Annotated in this window: 15 protein-coding genes and 3 pseudogenes; 7 read left to right on the top strand and 11 right to left on the bottom strand. The window is 57.5% G+C overall.

Annotated features, from left to right (window positions below):
• Genes AC3WKX_RS06145 through AC3WKX_RS06135 form a run of 3 tightly spaced genes read right to left on the bottom strand, consistent with a single transcriptional unit; the run spans position 1 to position 1168 of the window.
• Entirely contained in the window at positions 1-360 is a 360-nt protein-coding gene (locus AC3WKX_RS06145) for a DUF3742 family protein (protein ID WP_057978241.1), read from the bottom strand.
• Positions 361-389: 29 nt separating this feature from the next.
• Complete coding sequence (locus AC3WKX_RS06140) at positions 390-848, bottom strand: type II toxin-antitoxin system YhaV family toxin (RefSeq protein ID WP_057978230.1); 459 nt, start codon at positions 846-848, stop codon at positions 390-392.
• A complete protein-coding gene (locus AC3WKX_RS06135; protein ID WP_057978243.1) occupies positions 848-1168 on the bottom strand; it encodes a type II toxin-antitoxin system PrlF family antitoxin in 321 nt (106 codons plus the stop codon). The genes AC3WKX_RS06140 and AC3WKX_RS06135 overlap by 1 nt, the downstream gene beginning before the upstream one ends.
• Before the next feature lie 295 nt (positions 1169-1463).
• Here AC3WKX_RS06135 and mobH point away from each other — a divergent pair, with 295 nt between their 5' ends.
• Entirely contained in the window at positions 1464-3320 is a 1857-nt protein-coding gene (mobH, locus tag AC3WKX_RS06130) for a MobH family relaxase (protein ID WP_057978232.1), read from the top strand.
• 602 nt (positions 3321-3922) lie between these two features.
• On the opposite strand, the pseudogene AC3WKX_RS06125 reads toward mobH, so the two are convergent.
• The 3 genes and pseudogenes from AC3WKX_RS06125 to AC3WKX_RS06115 all read right to left on the bottom strand — a co-directional run.
• Positions 3923-4039: pseudogene (locus tag AC3WKX_RS06125) on the bottom strand (lysis protein); the annotation flags it as partial.
• Between the two features lie 252 nt (positions 4040-4291).
• Positions 4292-5848 carry a methyl-accepting chemotaxis protein gene (locus AC3WKX_RS06120; protein ID WP_102604613.1) on the bottom strand — a complete coding sequence of 519 codons (1557 nt, stop codon included), beginning with the start codon at positions 5846-5848 and terminating at the stop codon, positions 4292-4294.
• A gap of 481 nt (positions 5849-6329) precedes the next feature.
• Positions 6330-6745: pseudogene (locus AC3WKX_RS06115) on the bottom strand (EamA/RhaT family transporter); the annotation flags it as partial.
• Between AC3WKX_RS06115 and AC3WKX_RS06110 the strand changes: the two are divergent.
• The 6 genes and pseudogenes from AC3WKX_RS06110 to AC3WKX_RS06085 all read left to right on the top strand — a co-directional run.
• Positions 6717-6923, top strand: a pseudogene (locus AC3WKX_RS06110) (transposase); the annotation flags it as partial. The pseudogenes AC3WKX_RS06115 and AC3WKX_RS06110 overlap by 29 nt on opposite strands.
• A gap of 294 nt (positions 6924-7217) precedes the next feature.
• Positions 7218-7703, top strand: coding sequence for an SDR family NAD(P)-dependent oxidoreductase (locus tag AC3WKX_RS06105; RefSeq protein WP_256579817.1), 486 nt, complete (start codon positions 7218-7220; stop codon positions 7701-7703).
• A gap of 27 nt (positions 7704-7730) precedes the next feature.
• On the top strand, positions 7731-8888 hold the full coding sequence (locus AC3WKX_RS06100; protein WP_102605458.1) for an iron-containing alcohol dehydrogenase: 1158 nt from the start codon (positions 7731-7733) through the stop codon (positions 8886-8888).
• Between the two features lie 85 nt (positions 8889-8973).
• Entirely contained in the window at positions 8974-9651 is a 678-nt protein-coding gene (locus AC3WKX_RS06095; protein ID WP_102605457.1) for a type 1 glutamine amidotransferase domain-containing protein, read from the top strand.
• A 95-nt stretch (positions 9652-9746) separates the two neighbouring features.
• A complete protein-coding gene (locus AC3WKX_RS06090; protein ID WP_095030935.1) occupies positions 9747-10871 on the top strand; it encodes an alkene reductase in 1125 nt (374 codons plus the stop codon).
• Between the two features lie 243 nt (positions 10872-11114).
• A complete protein-coding gene (locus AC3WKX_RS06085) occupies positions 11115-11714 on the top strand; it encodes a nucleotidyltransferase family protein (RefSeq protein WP_102605456.1) in 600 nt (199 codons plus the stop codon).
• On the opposite strand, the gene AC3WKX_RS06080 is transcribed toward AC3WKX_RS06085, so the two are convergent.
• The 5 genes from AC3WKX_RS06080 to AC3WKX_RS06060 are packed head-to-tail and all read right to left on the bottom strand — an operon-like array spanning position 11692 to position 17669.
• Positions 11692-12660, bottom strand: a complete 969-nt coding sequence (locus AC3WKX_RS06080) for a GTP 3',8-cyclase MoaA (RefSeq protein WP_102605455.1) — start codon at positions 12658-12660, stop codon at positions 11692-11694. The two genes, AC3WKX_RS06085 and AC3WKX_RS06080, sit on opposite strands and share 23 nt — an antisense overlap.
• Positions 12657-12995 (bottom strand): putative quinol monooxygenase, encoded by a 339-nt coding sequence (locus AC3WKX_RS06075; RefSeq protein ID WP_095030932.1) that lies wholly within the window; start codon positions 12993-12995, stop codon positions 12657-12659. Before AC3WKX_RS06075 ends, AC3WKX_RS06080 begins: the two co-directional genes overlap by 4 nt.
• Positions 12996-13023: 28 nt before the next feature.
• Positions 13024-14232 carry an XdhC family protein gene (locus tag AC3WKX_RS06070; RefSeq protein WP_102605454.1) on the bottom strand — a complete coding sequence of 403 codons (1209 nt, stop codon included), beginning with the start codon at positions 14230-14232 and terminating at the stop codon, positions 13024-13026.
• Between the two features lie 13 nt (positions 14233-14245).
• Positions 14246-15466 carry a cytochrome c gene (locus AC3WKX_RS06065; RefSeq protein ID WP_095030930.1) on the bottom strand — a complete coding sequence of 407 codons (1221 nt, stop codon included), beginning with the start codon at positions 15464-15466 and terminating at the stop codon, positions 14246-14248.
• 10 nt (positions 15467-15476) lie between these two features.
• On the bottom strand, positions 15477-17669 hold the full coding sequence (locus AC3WKX_RS06060) for a xanthine dehydrogenase family protein molybdopterin-binding subunit (RefSeq protein ID WP_102605453.1): 2193 nt from the start codon (positions 17667-17669) through the stop codon (positions 15477-15479).
• Position 17670: the final 1 nt, after the last annotated feature.

Raw genomic sequence — 17670 nt, 5'->3', positions numbered from 1 at the left:
TCAATTGTCATCATGAACGTGCGGATCGATACGATAGCCATCATACGTGTAAAGTCCGAAGCCGGCTGGTCCGTTTTTCCACTCAGGCTCAGACGTTTCATCTAATTCTGCGTTATTTGCCACCCGGGAGATGACCACGCCGAATATCAGCAGCAAAGCCAGCCAGAACGCGGTATAGAGCAGCACAGCCAGTACCGCGAGCTTGACGCCCCAGATCAACACAGCCGCCGCTGACGTAGGCACGCCTTGCCCAATCAGCCATCCCGATACCCGCCGCTCTCTGCACACATAAGCACGCCATCTGCGGCCGAGCCAGCGGCCAAAGCGTTCTGCATTGCTGATGCGAGTTCTTGTGCTCATAGTCATCACCTGCTAAGCGCGTTGAACAATTACTCCAGTTTGCTCCAATTCTGCCGGCTGGCTGTCACCAACGCGTCCCAGTCGTCTGGCGGATTTCCACGACCCAGCATCTTCTCAAACACCGCATATGGATCGGACTTGCTCCCCGATGCACGCAGCGTTTGCTCATCGTTGACCCAAGCGTAGACAATCACTTTCGCCCTCGAGTCATAACGGAAGAATAGCCGAAACCGTCTCCCAATCTTGGCCCTTCGCCAGTGGCGGTATTCCGGCCCCAGTGTGTTTCCTTGACGGTACTCATCGCGCGCCGGCTCATCGGGAACGACTTCAAGCACCAGTTGGCTCAGGGCTCGGAACAGCTTGACGTTGGCATTGGATGCAAATCCTATCGGGTCATTCTGCTCCGCGCGCTGCGCGGCGGTATACAACCTCTGCAACTGCTCGATCACACAGTCGTGGAAGAGTAGCGTCCATCCGTGCCGCTGCATCAGAGCGCCACATCGCCGTCAATCTCGTTGGTCAGATTCACATCACGCCCAGCCTGCATCAGCATGGCGTGAGCCAGTTCGTCCGGCAACCCGCGAACATGCCGACCAGCCTCGATATCGCGGGCCAACAGACTCAGAAACGCGCCGATGGCCGGATCTTCGTGCTCGGCATTCGCGCGGGTGACAACAATCTGTCCATCCTCGCCCAGGTCGAACGCTACCTTGCCGCCGGTATCGACGCCCAACGCCTGACGGATCGGCTTGGGCAGCGTGATCTGGCCCTTCGATGTGAGCGTGGCTAGTTCATGAATGGCTGGCATGGCGTGGCGTGCTCCTTGGATGACAGTTTTTTCGATGGTAAGGAACATTCCTTTCCTCGTCAAGACAGATTGGCGAGATCTTCAGACGCCGGTAGGCGGATCGCGCTTACCTCAAAAAAAAAAGGACTGACCCCGTGTCGGATAGCTTGTAGAGCGACTCCCCGAGCCGAGCTACATGTAAAGGCTTCGATAAAGGTAAAAGGGCTGGGAAGGGTCAATGGAATGGGGGCAAGGGGAAAGGCTCTACCCGTAAAAGGAAAAGGCTCTCCCATCCACCGCAACGTCAGGTGACATCATGTTCGCGCTGTTCCAACGAAAACGCTCGGCGTCGGCACCGATGGCGCCCACGGAAGCGGCTGTAAAAGGTAAGGGGCTGACGCGGCCGGAGTCGGCCGCATCGCTGCTGGCCACCCCACGCCGGCAGAAGTTGCTAGAACACATCTGGCAACGTACTTCGCTCTCACGCAAGCAGTTCAGGTCCCTGTATCTCGCACCACTGGAACGTTACGCCGAGTTGGTCCAGCAGTTCCCCGCGTCGGAAAGCCATCACCATGCCTATCCAGGCGGCATGCTCGACCACGGGCTGGAAATCGTCGCCTACGCGCTCAAGCTGCGGCAATCGCACCTTCTTCCAGCAGGCACAACACCTGAGGACCAAGTAGCACAAGCCGAAGCCTGGACAGCCGCCATTGCCTACGCAGCGCTCCTGCACGATATTGGCAAGATCGCCGTCGACCTTCATGTGGAATATGCCGACGGCAACACCTGGCACCCCTGGCACGGACCATTGTTGCATCCGTACCGCTTCCGCTATCGCAAGGAGCGTGAGTACCGGCTGCACAGTGCCGCAACCGGACTACTCTACAACCGCCTGCTTGATGGTCACATCCTGGACTGGCTCAGCGACTATCCCGCGCTGTGGTCGTCGTTACTGTATGTGCTGGCAGGCCAATATGAACATGCCGGCGTGCTCGGTGAGCTCGTAACCCAGGCCGACCGTGCCTCTGTCGCTCAGGAGTTGGGTGGCGATCCAGCCAGGGCGATGGCCGCGCCGAAACACGCACTGCAACGCAAACTGCTGGAGGGACTGCGCTTCCTGCTTAAGGAGGAGCTGAGGTTGAACCAGCCCCAAGCATCAGATGGCTGGCTGACACAGGACGCCTTATGGCTCGTCAGCAAGACCGTCTCAGACAAGCTGCGCGCGCACCTGCTTTCGCAAGGCATCGAAGGCATCCCATCGAGTAACACCGCAGTATTCAACGTTCTGCAAGATCACGGCATGCTTCAGCCAACAGCCGATGACAAGGCCATCTGGAAGGCAGTCATCACGAGCGAGGGTGGATGGTCGCATACGTTCACCTTGCTACGGCTGGCCCCAGCCTTAATCTGGGAAACCGGGGAGCGGCCCTCGCCCTTTAGCGGCACTGTGAAGGTCGTACAGGAAGAAGCTGCGTCAATAGAGTCTACCGCCTGCATACCGCCCAGTGGCGAAGCCGCTGCGATGACGGTGAACGGAAGGCCTTCATCCGCACCAGTGATACCAGCCGCAACCGCGGTCCCTGCTGATGGACTGGATGATCTACTGGAGTTGTTCGCCACGCCGGATAACGCACACATTAGACCTTCACCACCGGGCAACAACGAACCCAAACGAACGCCAGTTCAACAAGAATCCAATGCGCCTGCTACGTCACCAGTATCTGTCATACAGGAGCAAGCCCCATGGACGCGGCTCTCAGGCGAACACTTCATGATTTGGCTGCACCAGCACATTGATAGCCGCAAGCTGATCATCAATGACGCGAAAGCTCTGGTCCATACCGTAGCCGATACCGTGTACCTGGTGAGTCCTGGGCTGTTTCAACGTTACGCACAGGAACACCCACAGTCAGCCGTCTTCGCCAAAGAAGAAAAGACGACAGACTGGCAGTGGGTGCAAAAGCGCTTCGAGAAGCTGGACTTGCACCGAAAGCAGGAGAACGGCTTGAACATCTGGTCCTGTGAAGTCACCGGACCGCGCAAATCACGCAGGCTGCATGGCTATCTGCTGAATGACCCTCTGCGACTGTTCAATGACATCCCTATGAACAACCCTTATCTCACGGTGTTGTCAACGACGAACTCTGCCGCGAAGCACAAGGGCGCGATATGAAAGGCTCTCACGTAAACGATATTCTTCCTGCGATGATCCCCCCACGGTTGAGTGACAAAACCTCGCCCCGCACTGCGGGCTGGCCAACGCCCACAATTTGAGGAAGCTAACTCCCGCCATTGCCGGAAGTCTCCAGTCTCGGCTGGCGACGGACAACTCCCCCAGCGGGGGACGTTGGATAGCCATCGACGACTGCTCCACGAGTCTCCGGGGTTTTCCACCAGCGGTGAGGGATAGTTAGTGCATGAGGTCGTGCTTCACGATGCCATCGGCGGCTAACAAGGAAGATGGTTAAAAGGGCGTGCGAATTTCGCACTTCCTCCCTCGACACCCCGCTGACCGAACACAATCACCTATAGTCGTAGTGAAATATCCAGAGACCGCTGGTAATCTCTTGACCACGTTCGCCAAACATTAAGGGATGGAGGCGAAAATAGAAGCCCTGGAGCCGCGAACCTCCGGGGCTTTGCTTTTCTACTTGGCGAGCACGTACATAATCAGCGACACGCTTACGACCCAGGAAACGATCAGTAGTATTCCCATCCAAATAAAATGCTGATCCATCGCCGCTCCTTGTGCATGGCTTAACCTTCAAGATCAGCTTAGCGCACCACGGCCCTGACGTACGCCTGGCAAGCCCGTAACGCGATCAGTCCTTGATCGCTGGCGTCGGTGATTCCGATAATTCGTTGAGCATGTGCTGGGGCAAATCTGGCCCGCTGGGTACGGCACTACAGCAAACCAGACAGCGGCGCACCTGCTGTCAAAAGTCATGGTTTCCAGACGCTGGTTTCCACTATGGTTTTCACGATATTGCAGTGTTTTTCACTGGCAGCTTGGCCAGTTGCGGAACAAGCCTGCGGAGGTGTTGCGTAAAGCGCTACTCCAATTTGTGAAGCGCCCCCATGCAGTCATGCTCGTCAGCCTCAATCTATCCTGGATAGCTGATTGGGGTGCGCTTTAGACCAGCCCTATAGTCGAAAGCGCTTAACCAAGTCGTCAAGTTCATGACCTAAGCGTGCCAACTCGATACTTGAGGCGGCTGTCTCATCACTCGCGCCAGCGGTTTGTTCAGAAATATCACGCACGTTCAGCACGCTACGGTTAATCTCTTCAGCCACTGCGATCTGCTGTTCAGCGGCTGAGGCAATCTGCTGATTCATCAACTGGATTGTAGACACCGTGCGGGCGATATTTTCCAGAGAGGTTCCGGCACGACGAGTTAATTCAACACTGTTATCAGTCAATATACGACTGCTCTCCATAACGGCGGAGACTTCTTGAGTGCCGTTTTTCAAGCTGGAGATCAGCGTTTCAATTTCCTCGGTAGATTGCTGGGTACGCTGCGCCAAGCTACGAACTTCATCGGCAACTACCGCAAAACCTCGTCCAGCTTCACCCGCTCGCGCTGCCTCAATGGCGGCATTGAGAGCGAGTAGATTGGTTTGTTGTGCGACCGCCTTAATAACATCAAGCACGCCGCCGATTTTGTCGCTTTCCTCTCTGAGATTACTCATAGCCACGGTGGAGTTGCCGACTTCGATAGCCAGGCGTTCGATTTGAGCCACGGCCTCACCAACAACTTTGTCACCTTCGCGGGCCTGCTTATCTGCGGTAGCGGCGGCGTCAGAGGCCTCTTTCGCATTACGCGCGACCTCTTGCACGGTGGAGGTCATTTCGTTCATGGCAGTAGCAACTTGATCAGTTTCGACTTTTTGGCTGTTCACACCAGCACTGGTCTGCTCGGTGACGGCTGACAACTCTTCAGCAGCGCTAGCAATCTGGATGACACTGGCGCCGATACCGCCAATCAGTTCGCGCAGGCTGGTGGTCATCTGTTGCAGGCTTCTCTGCAGTTGACCCAGCTCATCGCGGCGATTAACCTCCAAATCCTGACTCAAATCGCCGGAGGCAATACGATCGACGTCCTTGAGGACATTTTGCAACGGTGTAACGATTTGCCGGGTAATGATCCAAGCCGCGACGGCGCCGAGCAGCAACGCCAGCGCAGCGATACTAGCAAGCAGAGTTTTAGCAAAAGACGAATCGGCATCGCGCTTGGCAGATTGCGACGCTATCAACTGCTGGGTGGTATTGAGCAAAATGTCGCCTTGCGCGCCCATTCGGGCGAACACCGGAGCCAGATTGGTTCCCACCTGGTTTAAGGCGCCCAAGGCATCGCGATACACCTTGACCGCGGTTTTCTGCTGATCAATCAGCGCCGCATCGCTGGGCACAGTCAGTTGGACACGCGCAGAGTTCAAATACCCAGCCAGTTCGTCGAGCGTCTGGAGGATCATCCGGGAGCTCTCCCCCTTTGGGTTGAGCTCCATCTGCAAACGATGAATTCGCAGGTCCTTGGTCATCTCGCTGACACGAGCGATGTCCTGTACTTTGACGCCGCGTTCAGCAAGAACATTGATGGCTATCCAGCCGGTGAGAGCAAGGAAAAAAGTCAGCGCCAATACCAGGCCGAACCCAAGACCGAGCTTGGTACCTACACGGATATTGCTGATCCAGCCGAACATAAATACTCCAAGCAGTAGATTGAGTTTGCCTACGGATTTATCACAGATGTTTATCGGTTGGCTCGTCGATAGGCTTGAGCAATAACATATTGCGGAATGTGTCTCGAGGCTCAGAGGCTCAAACCCCCATGAATGACCCGCCACCTGCGGTTTGAATATCAGGTTTTCTCAGGTTCCGGCGTGTAGGAAATGACACTCAGTATAGGAATCAACACGGTGTGTCGGAGAGTGACAAGGTTATGGGGTATGCCTATGCCCTGGTGTCCGCCACTTTGACCACGCTTTGACGGAATGGCGGACAGAGGTGGGACAGGCATGAGACGGATTCGCCGTCCCTGGCCAACACCAGCCAGCAGGAAGGCCCGGCTGACATGGCTCTCGGATAAAATGCGGGATAAACCCATATTACGCTGATATCGCATTTGGCCAGCAGCCGAGTCGGTGCCCGTCAAAGTGAATACTGTCGATCTGCCCAATAGGATCAATGTTTGTGACAATGATGGATGTCGGGGAAGTGCGAGTGGGTGTGCTGGATCGCGGCGTGCTCATGTAAGTGGCTACGTGGTTCCACTCCATCCCAGTCGAATTCATGCTCATGCTGGTGGTGCTCGTCATGGATATGACGATGGCTGTGCTTGAGGGGTTGTGCTGATGTTCGTGAGCGTGATTTTCGGTGAGATAAATCCAGACACCGATGGCCATCAATGCGGCAGCGAATAAGAACAAAAGCGACACTGACTCACCCAGGATCAGAATCGAGATAACCGCCCCCAGAAATGGAGGCGTTGAGAAGCACGCACCGACTCGAGCGTTTCCAAGTCCGCGAAGGGCAAGGACGAACAACACCAAGCTGACGCCATACCCTAGAAAGCCAACCAGAAGTATTAGGCCGAGCGTAGTTACAGTAAGGGCCAAGGTTGAACATCCACTTCGAGTGATCAAACGCCAGTTTGGCAATACGAAAGTGCGCTATCGCGGACGGATGAAAAACACCGCGCAACAGACCACGCTATTTGCCTTGTCGAACCTGAAGATGCGAAAACGGCTGCTGGTTGCGGAAGTGGTGCGCCTGTGATTCGCGAAATGCGCGGATAAAAGGTGTTATTCAAAGGAAAAACAATAAATTAAGTAGAACCAACACCTGATTTTTGGCTGTCCACCGACTTTTGAACTCCCAATGGCTGGAATGTCAATAAATCGGGGGGGGGGACTTCAGACCTCCCCTAAACCTATTTGGTCTAATTATATGACATATATCAATCATAGATTTCATTTATTAAAACTCGGGAGCTATCGTATACGTGACTGAGTAACCCTAGAGAGTCCGGATTTACGGCTCTGCCTGTTCTTACGTGATAGGAGACTAAGCATGACGGCGCAACGTGTTTTGATTACAGCAGGGGCGGGTGGTATCGGCCGTGCCATTGTCGAAGCCTTCACGGCCAAAGGTGCCAAGGTTTTTGTTTGTGACATTGATTCCAATGGCCTAGCAAAACTCGAAACGGATTTCCCAGGAGTACAAACCACCCTGTGCGACATCTCCAGTCAAGCTGACATTGAAAAAATGGTCGCGCTGGCAGCCAAGACCCTGGGCGGCCTGGACGTCCTGGTTAATAACGCTGGTATCTCAGGGCCTACCGCTCCTGTCGAGAAATTGGATCCGGCTGAGTGGGCGAAGGTGGTTCAAGTCAACCTCAATGGCACGTTCAACGTAACCCACTTTGCCATAGACGACTGGTCTATTTCTACCTATATTGTAGCCAGCTGCCTAATCCAGACCAACGAATGCTCGCATCAGCCAATGAATAAGGCTAAGCCGCGACAGGTAGCGCATCTAGCTCTGCACATCGAATAGCAGACTGGTCTATTTATAGGTAACTGCATGTTTAATTTCGACTTCTACAATCCCACCCGCATTGTCTTTGGCCCCGACACGATCGCCCGCCTGGATGATTTGGTGCCGACCGATGCACGCGTAATGGTGCTTTTCGGCGGCCAGAGCGCTCGCAAGACCGGCACCCTGGCGCAAGTAAATGAAGCGCTGGGTGCCCGGCATGTACAGGAGTTCGGCGGTATAGAACCGAACCCAAGCTACGAAACCTTGATGCAGGCCGTGGCGCAGGTCCGTGAGCAGCAGCTGGACTTCCTGCTCGCAGTGGGTGGTGGCTCGGTGATCGACGGCACCAAGTTCGTCGCGGCTGCGGTCGGTTACGAGGGCGATGCCTGGAACATTTTGGAAACACGCGGGGCAGGAATCCGCCAAGCGCTTCCGTTCGCTAACGTGCTGACGCTTCCCGCCACCGGCTCTGAAATGAACCATAACGGAGAGGTCACTCGCCGGGCGACGCAAGCCAAGCTGCCCTTTCGCAGCGTCCATGTGTTCCCGCAGTTCTCGATTCTCGACCCCAGTAAGACGCAAACCCTACCTGTTCGCCAACTGGCAAACGGTGTGGTCGACGCGTTCGTGCATGTGATGGAGCAGTACCTGACCTACCCGGTGGATGCCCGGGTTCAGGACCGATTCGCTGAGGGGCTGCTGCAAACACTGATCGAAATCGGCCCGCAAATACTGAAAGAGTCCGCGGACTACAGCACCCGCGCCAACCTCATGTGGACCGCTACCTTAGCGCTCAATGGCCTGATCGGCGCGGGCGTGCCGCAGGACTGGTCCACCCACATGATCGGCCATGAGCTGACCGCACTGCACGGCATCGATCACGCACGCACGCTCGCAATCGTATTGCCCGCCAACCTAGAGGTTCGCCGTGAGGCCAAGCGCGCCAAGTTGCTGCAATACGCCGAGCGGGTATGGCACATCAGTCAAGGTAATGACGAGCAGCGCATTGATGCCGCCATCCAGAAGACCCGGACGTTCTTCGAGAGCCTGGGCTTACCCACGCGCCTAGCAGCTTACCAACTCGACGCGGACGACATCGACGGATTGCTCAAGCAGCTAGATGCTCACCGCCTGACGGCACTGGGTGAACACAGCAACGTCACCCTAGACGTCAGCCGCCAGATTTTAGAGGCGAGTCTCTAAGCCCTCTTCGATGCGCCCATTAATTAGCGGCGCAGCAATTAACTGAAAAACGCCAACCCGCGTATTGAAGCAAAAGGTAAACCGCATGAAAATCCTCGTCGTTTTAACCTCCCACGACCAACTGGGCGACACGGGCGAAAAGACCGGCTTCTGGCTTGAAGAGCTTGCCGCGCCTTACTACGCCTTCCTCGATGCCGGTGCGCAGTTGACTCTGGCATCGCCAAAAGGCGGCCTGCCACCGCTGGATCCGAAGAGTAACGAGCCCGACTTCCAGACCGACGCCACTCGTCGCTTTGAGGCCGATACCGCCGCCATGAAAGCGTTGGCAAATACGCGAACGCTCAGTGACCTCTCCAGCGCCGAGTTTGATGCTGTGTTCTACCCCGGCGGCCATGGCCCGCTGTGGGATCTTGCCGAAGATGTCACGTCCATCGCCCTGATCGAGCACGCCAACGCATCCGGCAAGCCGATCGCAACTGTTTGTCACGCGCCGGCGGTATTGCTCCACGTCAAGGGCAGCGACGGTAAGCCACTGATCGCAGGCAAAGCGGTCACCGGTTTCAGCAATAGCGAGGAAGACGCCGCGGGCCTGACTCAGGTGGTGCCGTTTCTGGTCGAGGACATGCTCAAGGCGCAGGGCGGTATTTACAGCAAAAACACCGACTGGCAGGTCCATGTTGTAACCGACGGGCTGCTTGTCACAGGCCAGAACCCGGCTTCCTCCGCAGCCACTGCGCACGCCTTGCTGAAACTACTGGCCTAAGGCCGCGTAAGGCTAATGCCTCTACCAGTACTGGCATATACCAACTTTCGCCCGCGCCATTTCGGTTGCCGCGGGCCTAACCAGGAATTCACAAAATGGATACAAGTCGTTTCTTTCAGTCAGTGCAGCTGGGCCCTTATGTGCTCAACAACCGTATAGTTCTGCCACCCTTGACCCGCTCGCGCAGCACACAGCCAGGTAATATCGCGAACCCATTGATGGCCACCTATTACCAGCAACGCGCTGGGGCGGGCTTTATGGTGACAGAAGGCACCCAGATCGAACCCCGTGGCCAAGGTTATGCCTGGACGCCAGGCATTCATAGCCAAGAACAAATCGAAGGTTGGCGCAACGTCACCGATGCCGTGCATGCCGCTGGCAGCATCATATTCGCCCAGCTCTGGCACGTCGGCCGGGTATCGCACATCTCGCTGCAGCCTAATGGTGCCGCGCCAGTAGCGCCTTCGGCTATTGCTGCGAACAACGTCAAAGTATTTATTGAAACCGGTCCAGGTGCAGGTACTTTAGCCGAGCCTTCGGTACCTCGCGCATTGGCCAATGCCGAGGTAAAAGAACTGGTGCAGCTGTACGCGCAGGCCGCGCGCAATGCATTGAGTGCAGGCTTTGATGGTGTGGAAATTCACTGCGCCAACGGTTATCTGGTCAACCAGTTCATCTCCGCCCACAGCAACCAGCGCGACGATGAATATGGCGGTTCGCTGCACAACCGTTTGCGCTTCCTGCGCGAGATTATCCAGGCCGTATCCGAAGTTGTCGGTGCTGACCGCCTAGGCGTGCGTTTCGCGCCGTTGTTTGAAAGTACAGCAGAGGACAGGGTCTATTTGGGCCTTGTCGAAGAAGACCCACACAGCACCTACATCGAGGCCATCAAGGTGCTCGAAGAGGCCGGCATCGCCTACCTGTCGATTGCCGAGGCCGACTGGGACAATGCCCCGGCGCTTCCCGAAGGCTTCCGCCGCGAAATCAGGCAGGTATTTAGCGGGCGCATCATCTACGCCGGCCGCTACACCGCACAACGCGGCGCGGAAACCTTGGAGGCTGGCCTGGGCGACTTGATTGCCTTTGGTCGCCCGTTCATTGCCAACCCCGATTTGCCGCAGCGCATTGCCAATGGCTGGCCGCTCAACCCGGTCGACCCAAGCAGCATGTACGGCGGCACGGAAAAGGGGTACAGCGATTACCCGACCTACGCCGAGTAAATCCGCTCCACCGGCCGTCACGGCTTAACCCTGACGGCCGTATTCTTCAGGCACAACAAAAGCGGTCGCCACCTCGCTAGCGACTTCGCTGTAGCGCAGAATTACTTACGCCGTCATGCCGCGTCTGGATAATGGAGCCTTACTCGCGAGACACACCTGATTGCCACTCAACACCTTGCCTACCCGTCCACACTCAGCGCTGCGGAGATAAATAACCTGGCAAACCATGAGGGACATCTCAACATGACAGAACTGCACAGCTACCCGGAGTGTGTCGGTTTAGTACTCGCCGCCGGTTACGGACAACGCTTTGGCAGCGACAAACGCCTGGCCAAGCTGGCCGACGGTAACAACCTACTGGTGGCAACATTGCTGCGGGCGCAAGAAGCCTTCAGTGATGTTCGGATCGTATTGAAGGCTGAAGACGATGCGCAGGCCCTGGCTATTCCGCCGTACATTCAGGTGGTTCGTGCGGCACAGGCCAAACAGGGGATGGGCTCAAGCCTAGCGGCAGGTATTAAGAGTCTTGCACACTCTCAGGCCGACGCGGTGGCGGTGCTGCTCGGGGATATGCCGTGGGTTTCTCTCGCAACGCTGCTGCAGCTGCGCGCGCATGCGCACGCTGAACATATTGTTGTCGCTTACTGCGATGGCCAGCGCGGACACCCGGTGTTGTTCGGCCGGCGCTTTTGGCCGGAGCTGATGCAACTGCAAGGGGAGAATGGGGCCAAGGGTTTAATAGCCACCCATGCGCAGCATGTGATTGAAGTGACGTTCAATGACAGCGGCATTCTGCAAGACGTCGACAAGCCCGCTGACCTCAGCCACCCAGCGACTTCATAATCAGCGCGCTGCCGGTAAACGCTGCGTCCTGTTTGTCCCCCAGCGCTTGGCTGAGCAAACCGGCCAGCTGCGGGTGCGCCTGTTCACTCGGCAGCTCCAACAGTTCACCCATATAATGTCCGCGGTTCGAGGACAGGCATCCGTATAACCAGCCTGTAGACGACAAACGCAGGCGGCTACAGCTACGGCAAAATGGCACGCTTTCGTTGGCAATAATGCCAAATGCCCCACTCTCGCCAACGCTATAACGCAGCGCGGTGGAGTCTACTGGTGCCTCAGCTTGGGTGAATTCATAACGCTCACCGATAAGCTCCAGCAGCTCGCGCTGGCCGACGAACTGTGTGCAGAAAGCCTCTGCATGCTGGGCCAAATGGCCCATCCGCATAAGTTCGATAAAGCGCAATTCGTATCCGTGCTCCAAACAGAACCCCAGCATGGGCATAACTTGGTCGAGGTTGCTGCCTCGCATCGGGACCATGTTGATCTTGATGATCATGCCGGCTCGGCGCGCCTGCTCGATCCCGCTCAGCACAGTTTGCAGGTCGCCGCCCTTGGCGATCTTGCGGAAGGCGCTCGGGTCAAGCGTATCAAGGGAAACATTGAGCCTCCGGATACCCGCGCTGCGCAATAACTGCAGCTTGCCCGCCAATAACTGGCCATTGGTGGTCAGGCTAATGTCCTGCAACCCCAATACGCCTATCCCCCGGAGAAAGGGCTCCAGCCTGTCGCTCAGCAGCGGCTCGCCGCCGGTAATGCGCAGCTCCTCAACACCGGCAACATCCCTGAGCAACTCAACGGCCCGCAGCATCGACGCGGCCGTCAATTCATCCCGCGCCGCCACTAACCGACGGCCATCGGCCACACAGTAGGTGCAGGCGTAATTGCAGGCAGCGGTCAGGCTCAGGCGCAGTTTGCGGAAACGCCGGCCATGTCGATCAACAATCACCCGACAACGCCCGCGTGGGAATCAGTGGAGGGTTCGATGTTCTCCGCCAGCGTTTCAAGCACATAAACCTGACGATCGCTCAGCAGCTCGTCAAGCGCTTTGGCCATGACCGTGTAATGCGACATCTGCCGATGGCGCGCTATCGCCTCGTGGCTGGCCCAGCGCTCGACGAAGACAAAACGCCCGGCCTGCTCAATGCAACGACTCAGGACGTAAGACAGGCAACCGTCTTCGGCGCGCGATGGTTGCACGCAGGCGCGCAAGACCCGCTCAACCTCCGAGGTTTTACCTTCCTTGGCTGTCAATATCGCTACAACACTTATGGCTTCACTCATGCTGATGGGTTCCTCGCTTTATAAATCGTCAACGCTGCACGGCGAAATGCCGACAACCCTCTGCAACAACATCCGTTTCATCCCGGCCAACCACCACAGGATCGCTGTCATGGATGCTCGCAGACCTGAAGCGCAGGCTGCCGCCACTGCGGCCATTGAGCACCGCCTGAATTTCCGCGAGCATGGCCATGGCTACGCTTTCCGGAGTGTCGCCGCCCAGGTCCAAGCCAATCGGGTAATGCAAATAATCCAGCCCCGGCAGCTCGTCCTGTGGTTTAGCCAAATGCTCGTGGATGCCGGCTAACAGGCGCTCGGTGCGCTCGCGCGGGCCTAACTGGCCGACATAGCAGGGTTCACTGTGCAGCACGCCCTGCAACCAATGCGCGTCTTGCACCAGGCTGTGGGTCATCACCGCCACCGCGGCCCCACGCACATGTTCGCGGTAGGCGAAAGGCTGTTCGACATCGCCAACCAGCACCTGGTCAGCGTCGGCAAAGCGCTCGACTCGGGCGAAGTGCGCCCGCCCGTCGATCACCGTGACATGCCAGCCTAACAGTTTGGCCATGCGCACCAGCGGCTGGGCATCGTGGCCCGCACCGAATATCACCAGACGCAGCACAGGCGGTATGTACTCCAGGAGCACGTCCACCTCGTCAGAACCATTCGGGTAGAGACAGCGGGATGACTTGCCGCGTACCAGGGTTTGTTGCAAATCCGAGCTGATCTGCTCAGCCAACACCGAGTGCCGCAGCTCACCCGCGGCGCGCTGCCCGGGCACTAAGAACAAGCGCTCGCCTAACCGTGGCGAAACACCCGCTGGACTGGCAATCACTGTGGCAATGGCCGCCGGTTGATGGGTATAGCGCACGCTGAGCAAGGCATCGACCAACGCGCACGGGCCGCTGGCCGGTAGACGCTCGAACAGCACGTGAACCTTACCGTTGCAGCCCAGGCCGAAGCTCAGCGCTTCCTCGCTGGCTTCGTCCGCTTCTGCGGTGCTGTAACTACGCAACGTCGGCCCGGTTTCGGTCAGCCACCAAGCTTTTTTGGCCACTTCCGCCTCCAGGCAGCCACCACTGATGGTGCCCTCAGGCCTGCCGAAACGCGAAACCAGCATGCGCGCCCCCGGCCGCCGATACGCAGAGCCTTCGACCCTTACCACAGTCGCAAGCACCGCCTCTCGGTCAGCTTCGCGCTCCACCAAGAGTGCGTCCAACAGTGCATTCAGGCCCGACATTACATACCTCCACTCAATGAAGGGACTCAGTCCGTCGCTTGGCCACAGCCGGTGCCGATACCTGCGCACCACTATCCCCAAAGCGCTGCAGGATGAAGCTGCTCAGCGCAGCCAATTCTTGGTCGGTGTAAATGCGCCCGAACGACGGCATGCGCCGGTTTACTTGGGCGTCGGCCGAGCCATGCCCGCTCAACAGGACGCCGAGCAAGTTGCTTGCGGTAGGGTCGTTGACTGTCTTCAAACCTAGCAGCATAGCCGTTTGGCTCTGACTGCCAGTGCCGTTCCAGAGGTGGCAACTGGCGCAAGCTCCAGCGAACAACTTATTGCCGAGTGGATTGCCACTGCCCTGCTCCGCAAGCGCTGCCTGCTGCGGACGAGCCACACCTTCGCTGCGCGCGGGTGAGTCTTTGAGGAACACGGCGATCGCGTGACGGTCGGCGTCGGTCAGATAGCGCAAACTGTGCTCGACTACTTCGGTCATAGGCCCAGCGGACAAACCCAAGCCTGGCGCTGCCCCGTCTTTCAAGTAGTTGGCCAGTACGTCCGTGGGCCAGGCACCGATGCCATGCACCGGGTCAGCGCTGATGTTGTAAGCATTCCAACCCTGGATAAGGTTGCCGGCCAGCGAACGATCGTTACTGACCGCCTGGAACAAGTTACGCGGCGAATGACATTCACCGCAGTGCCCGGGCCCTTCTACTAGATACTGGCCGCGATTGCGCTCGGCAGAGTACTGGCTGTCCGCTTGGAATGGTTCATCGTTAAGGAAGAGGGAATTCCAAAGAACCATGCCCCAACGCTGGTTGAACGGGAAGCCAATTTGGTTTTCGCGCGGTGCCTGCTCGACAGGTTCTAGGCTGTCGAGATAGGTCTTGATGGCGAGGATGTCATCTCGAGACATTTTGCTGTAGGAAGTATAGGGAAACGCCGGGTAGTAGTGTTTTCCATCACGGCCCACGCCGGTCTGCAACGCGCTTACAAACTCTTCATTCGTCCATGCGCCGATGCCTGTTTGCGTGTCCGGGGTGATGTTGGGCGAAAACAGCGAGCCGAACGGTAGCTTAAACTCGACGCCACCTGCGAACGGTTTACCACCTGACACGGTATGGCAAGCTACGCAGTTGGCGGCGCGCGTCAAGTATTCGCCTTTAGCGAGGGAATCCTCTTGTGCATTGGCCGCTTGCGCCAGTAAAGCCCCGCTGGCGAACATCAGTAGGCTTCTTATTAATTTCATCAGTAGCTCCTTAAACCGGGTAATAGCCGAAACGGCTAAGCGGCAAACGACGTATACGCTGGCCCGATGCTGCGTAAAGGGCGTTGACCAAGGCTGGGCCGATCAACGCAGTACCGGCCTCGCCCACGCCACCCGGCGTTTCCAGACTCGCAAGCAAATGCACCTCCACCGCAGGCGCTTCGTTGATACGTAGCTGTCGGTAGTTGTGGAAGTTGGTCTGTTGCACCTGACCGTTTTCGATCAGGATTTCGTTGAACAGCGAAGCGGAAAGGCCGAACAAGGTGCCGCCCTCGATCTGTGCCTTAACCGACGTCGGGTTAGTTGCAAAACCGCAATCGACCACGCTGACCAGGCGCTTGATGCGCACGCCAAAGTCGCCCTGCATCTCCAGTTCAACCAAAGTGGCCACATAGCTACCGAACACCGCACTGACCGCCACACCTCGACCCTGTCCGGGTGGCAAAGGCTTATTCCAGTCAGTCTTCTCAACCAACAAACGCAGCACTGCCTGGGCGCGTGGTTGTTCAGCCATCAGCTCCAAGCGGTAGGCCACTGGGTCGGCTTTGGCGTTGTGCGCCAGTTCATCAATGAAGCACTCATGGGCATAGGTGCCGCGAAGCGGGCCCACGCCTCGCCACCACGACACAGGCACGACGCTAGGCTCCTGGCGGATATAACGAACCTGCAAATGCGGCAAGCTATAGATAGGGTCCACCGCAACTTCAACGGCATCGGCATCCACGCCGTTGGGTGGCAAGCTGCCGGCATAGCGGGCGAGAATTGAGGCGCCGGCAATGCGATGTTCCCATCCTAGCGGACGCCCCTTGTCGTCGAGGGCGGCTTTCATACGATCGGCATACAGCGGCCGATAGAGGTCGTGGGTCATGTCCTCCTCACGGCTCCAGATCAGCTTGATCGGGTAATCAACCTGCCGCGCGATGGCCACCGCTTGAGTGATGAAGTCAAACTCCAAACGCCGGCCAAATGCCCCTCCGATCAGTTGGTTATGCACCTGGATTTTTTCAACTGGCAACCCGGTGACTTTGGCTGCTGTCTGTTGAGCGAAAACTGGCACTTGGGTGCCGACCCACAGCTCGCAGCCATCTTTGCGCACATGGGCCACGCAGCTCATGGGCTCAAGCGGCGAATGCGACAACAGCGCTTGCTCGTAAACAGCTTCGAACTGGCTGGCCGCTTGTAGCTTGGCTTGTTCAATGTCGCCGGTGCGTTTAGCGACCACGCCATCACGGCTACTGGCCGCGAGTAGTTCTTGGTCCAGATGCGTAGAACCAATAGAGGCATTCGGCCCAAAGTCCCACTCGATTTTCAGCGCTTTGATGGCTTGCTGACAGGCCCAGAAGTGACTCCCGGTAACAGCCACGGCATTGTCCAATCGCACGATGTCGCGAACCCCTGGCACTCGCCGTGCCGCAGCATCATCAACCGTACGCAATCGCCCGCCATACACAGGACAGGTGATGGTGGAGGCAACCAGCATGCCGGGGATTTGTAGGTCGATGGTAAAGCGCGCCTTACCATTGACCTTCGCGGGCGTGTCCAGGCGCTGCGCGGGGGTGCCCAACAGCTTGAATTGCTCGGGGGTTTTCAAGGGTACGTCAGTGGGTAGTGGCAGCGTAGCCGCGGCCTCGACCAGTTCGCCGTATTTAGCCTGAAAGCCACCAGGGCCAAACACTTGGCCGTTCTGCGCATGGCACAGGCTCGGCGCTACATGCCATTGCAGCGCTGCAGCCTGGATCAACAGGATACGCGCCGTGGCGCCCGCCCGACGCAGCGGCTCCCAGGTGTAGCGGGTAGAAGTCGAGCCACCGGTGGCCTGAAACTGCAGCAAGGTGTCAGTATACAGCGCCGAGTTTGGTGGCGCCTCTTGAATAACGACCTGATCGAGGCCTACTTCAAGCTCCTCCGCCACCATCATGGCAATACCGGTCTGTGCGCCTTGGCCCATTTCAATTTTTGGCGAGATCACCGTGACCACGCCATCGTGGCCAACCCGAACAAAGGCTCCGTAACCCTCAGCGGAGCGATCACCCAGCCGGCCTGCGGCAGCCGCCTCGGCGGCTGCACTCTTGGACACTAAGGGCGGTAGCCAGGTACTCAACACCAAGCCGCCGAGGGCGATGCCGCTGCCCTGCAGGAGGCGACGACGAGACATATGAACATTCATTTCGTTAGGCTTTTTCATC

The sequence above is a fragment of the Pseudomonas sp. GP01-A4 genome (assembly GCF_058780865.1).
The sequence above is the reverse complement of the archived record's forward strand: the minus strand, read 5'-3'. Positions and strand labels throughout refer to the sequence as shown.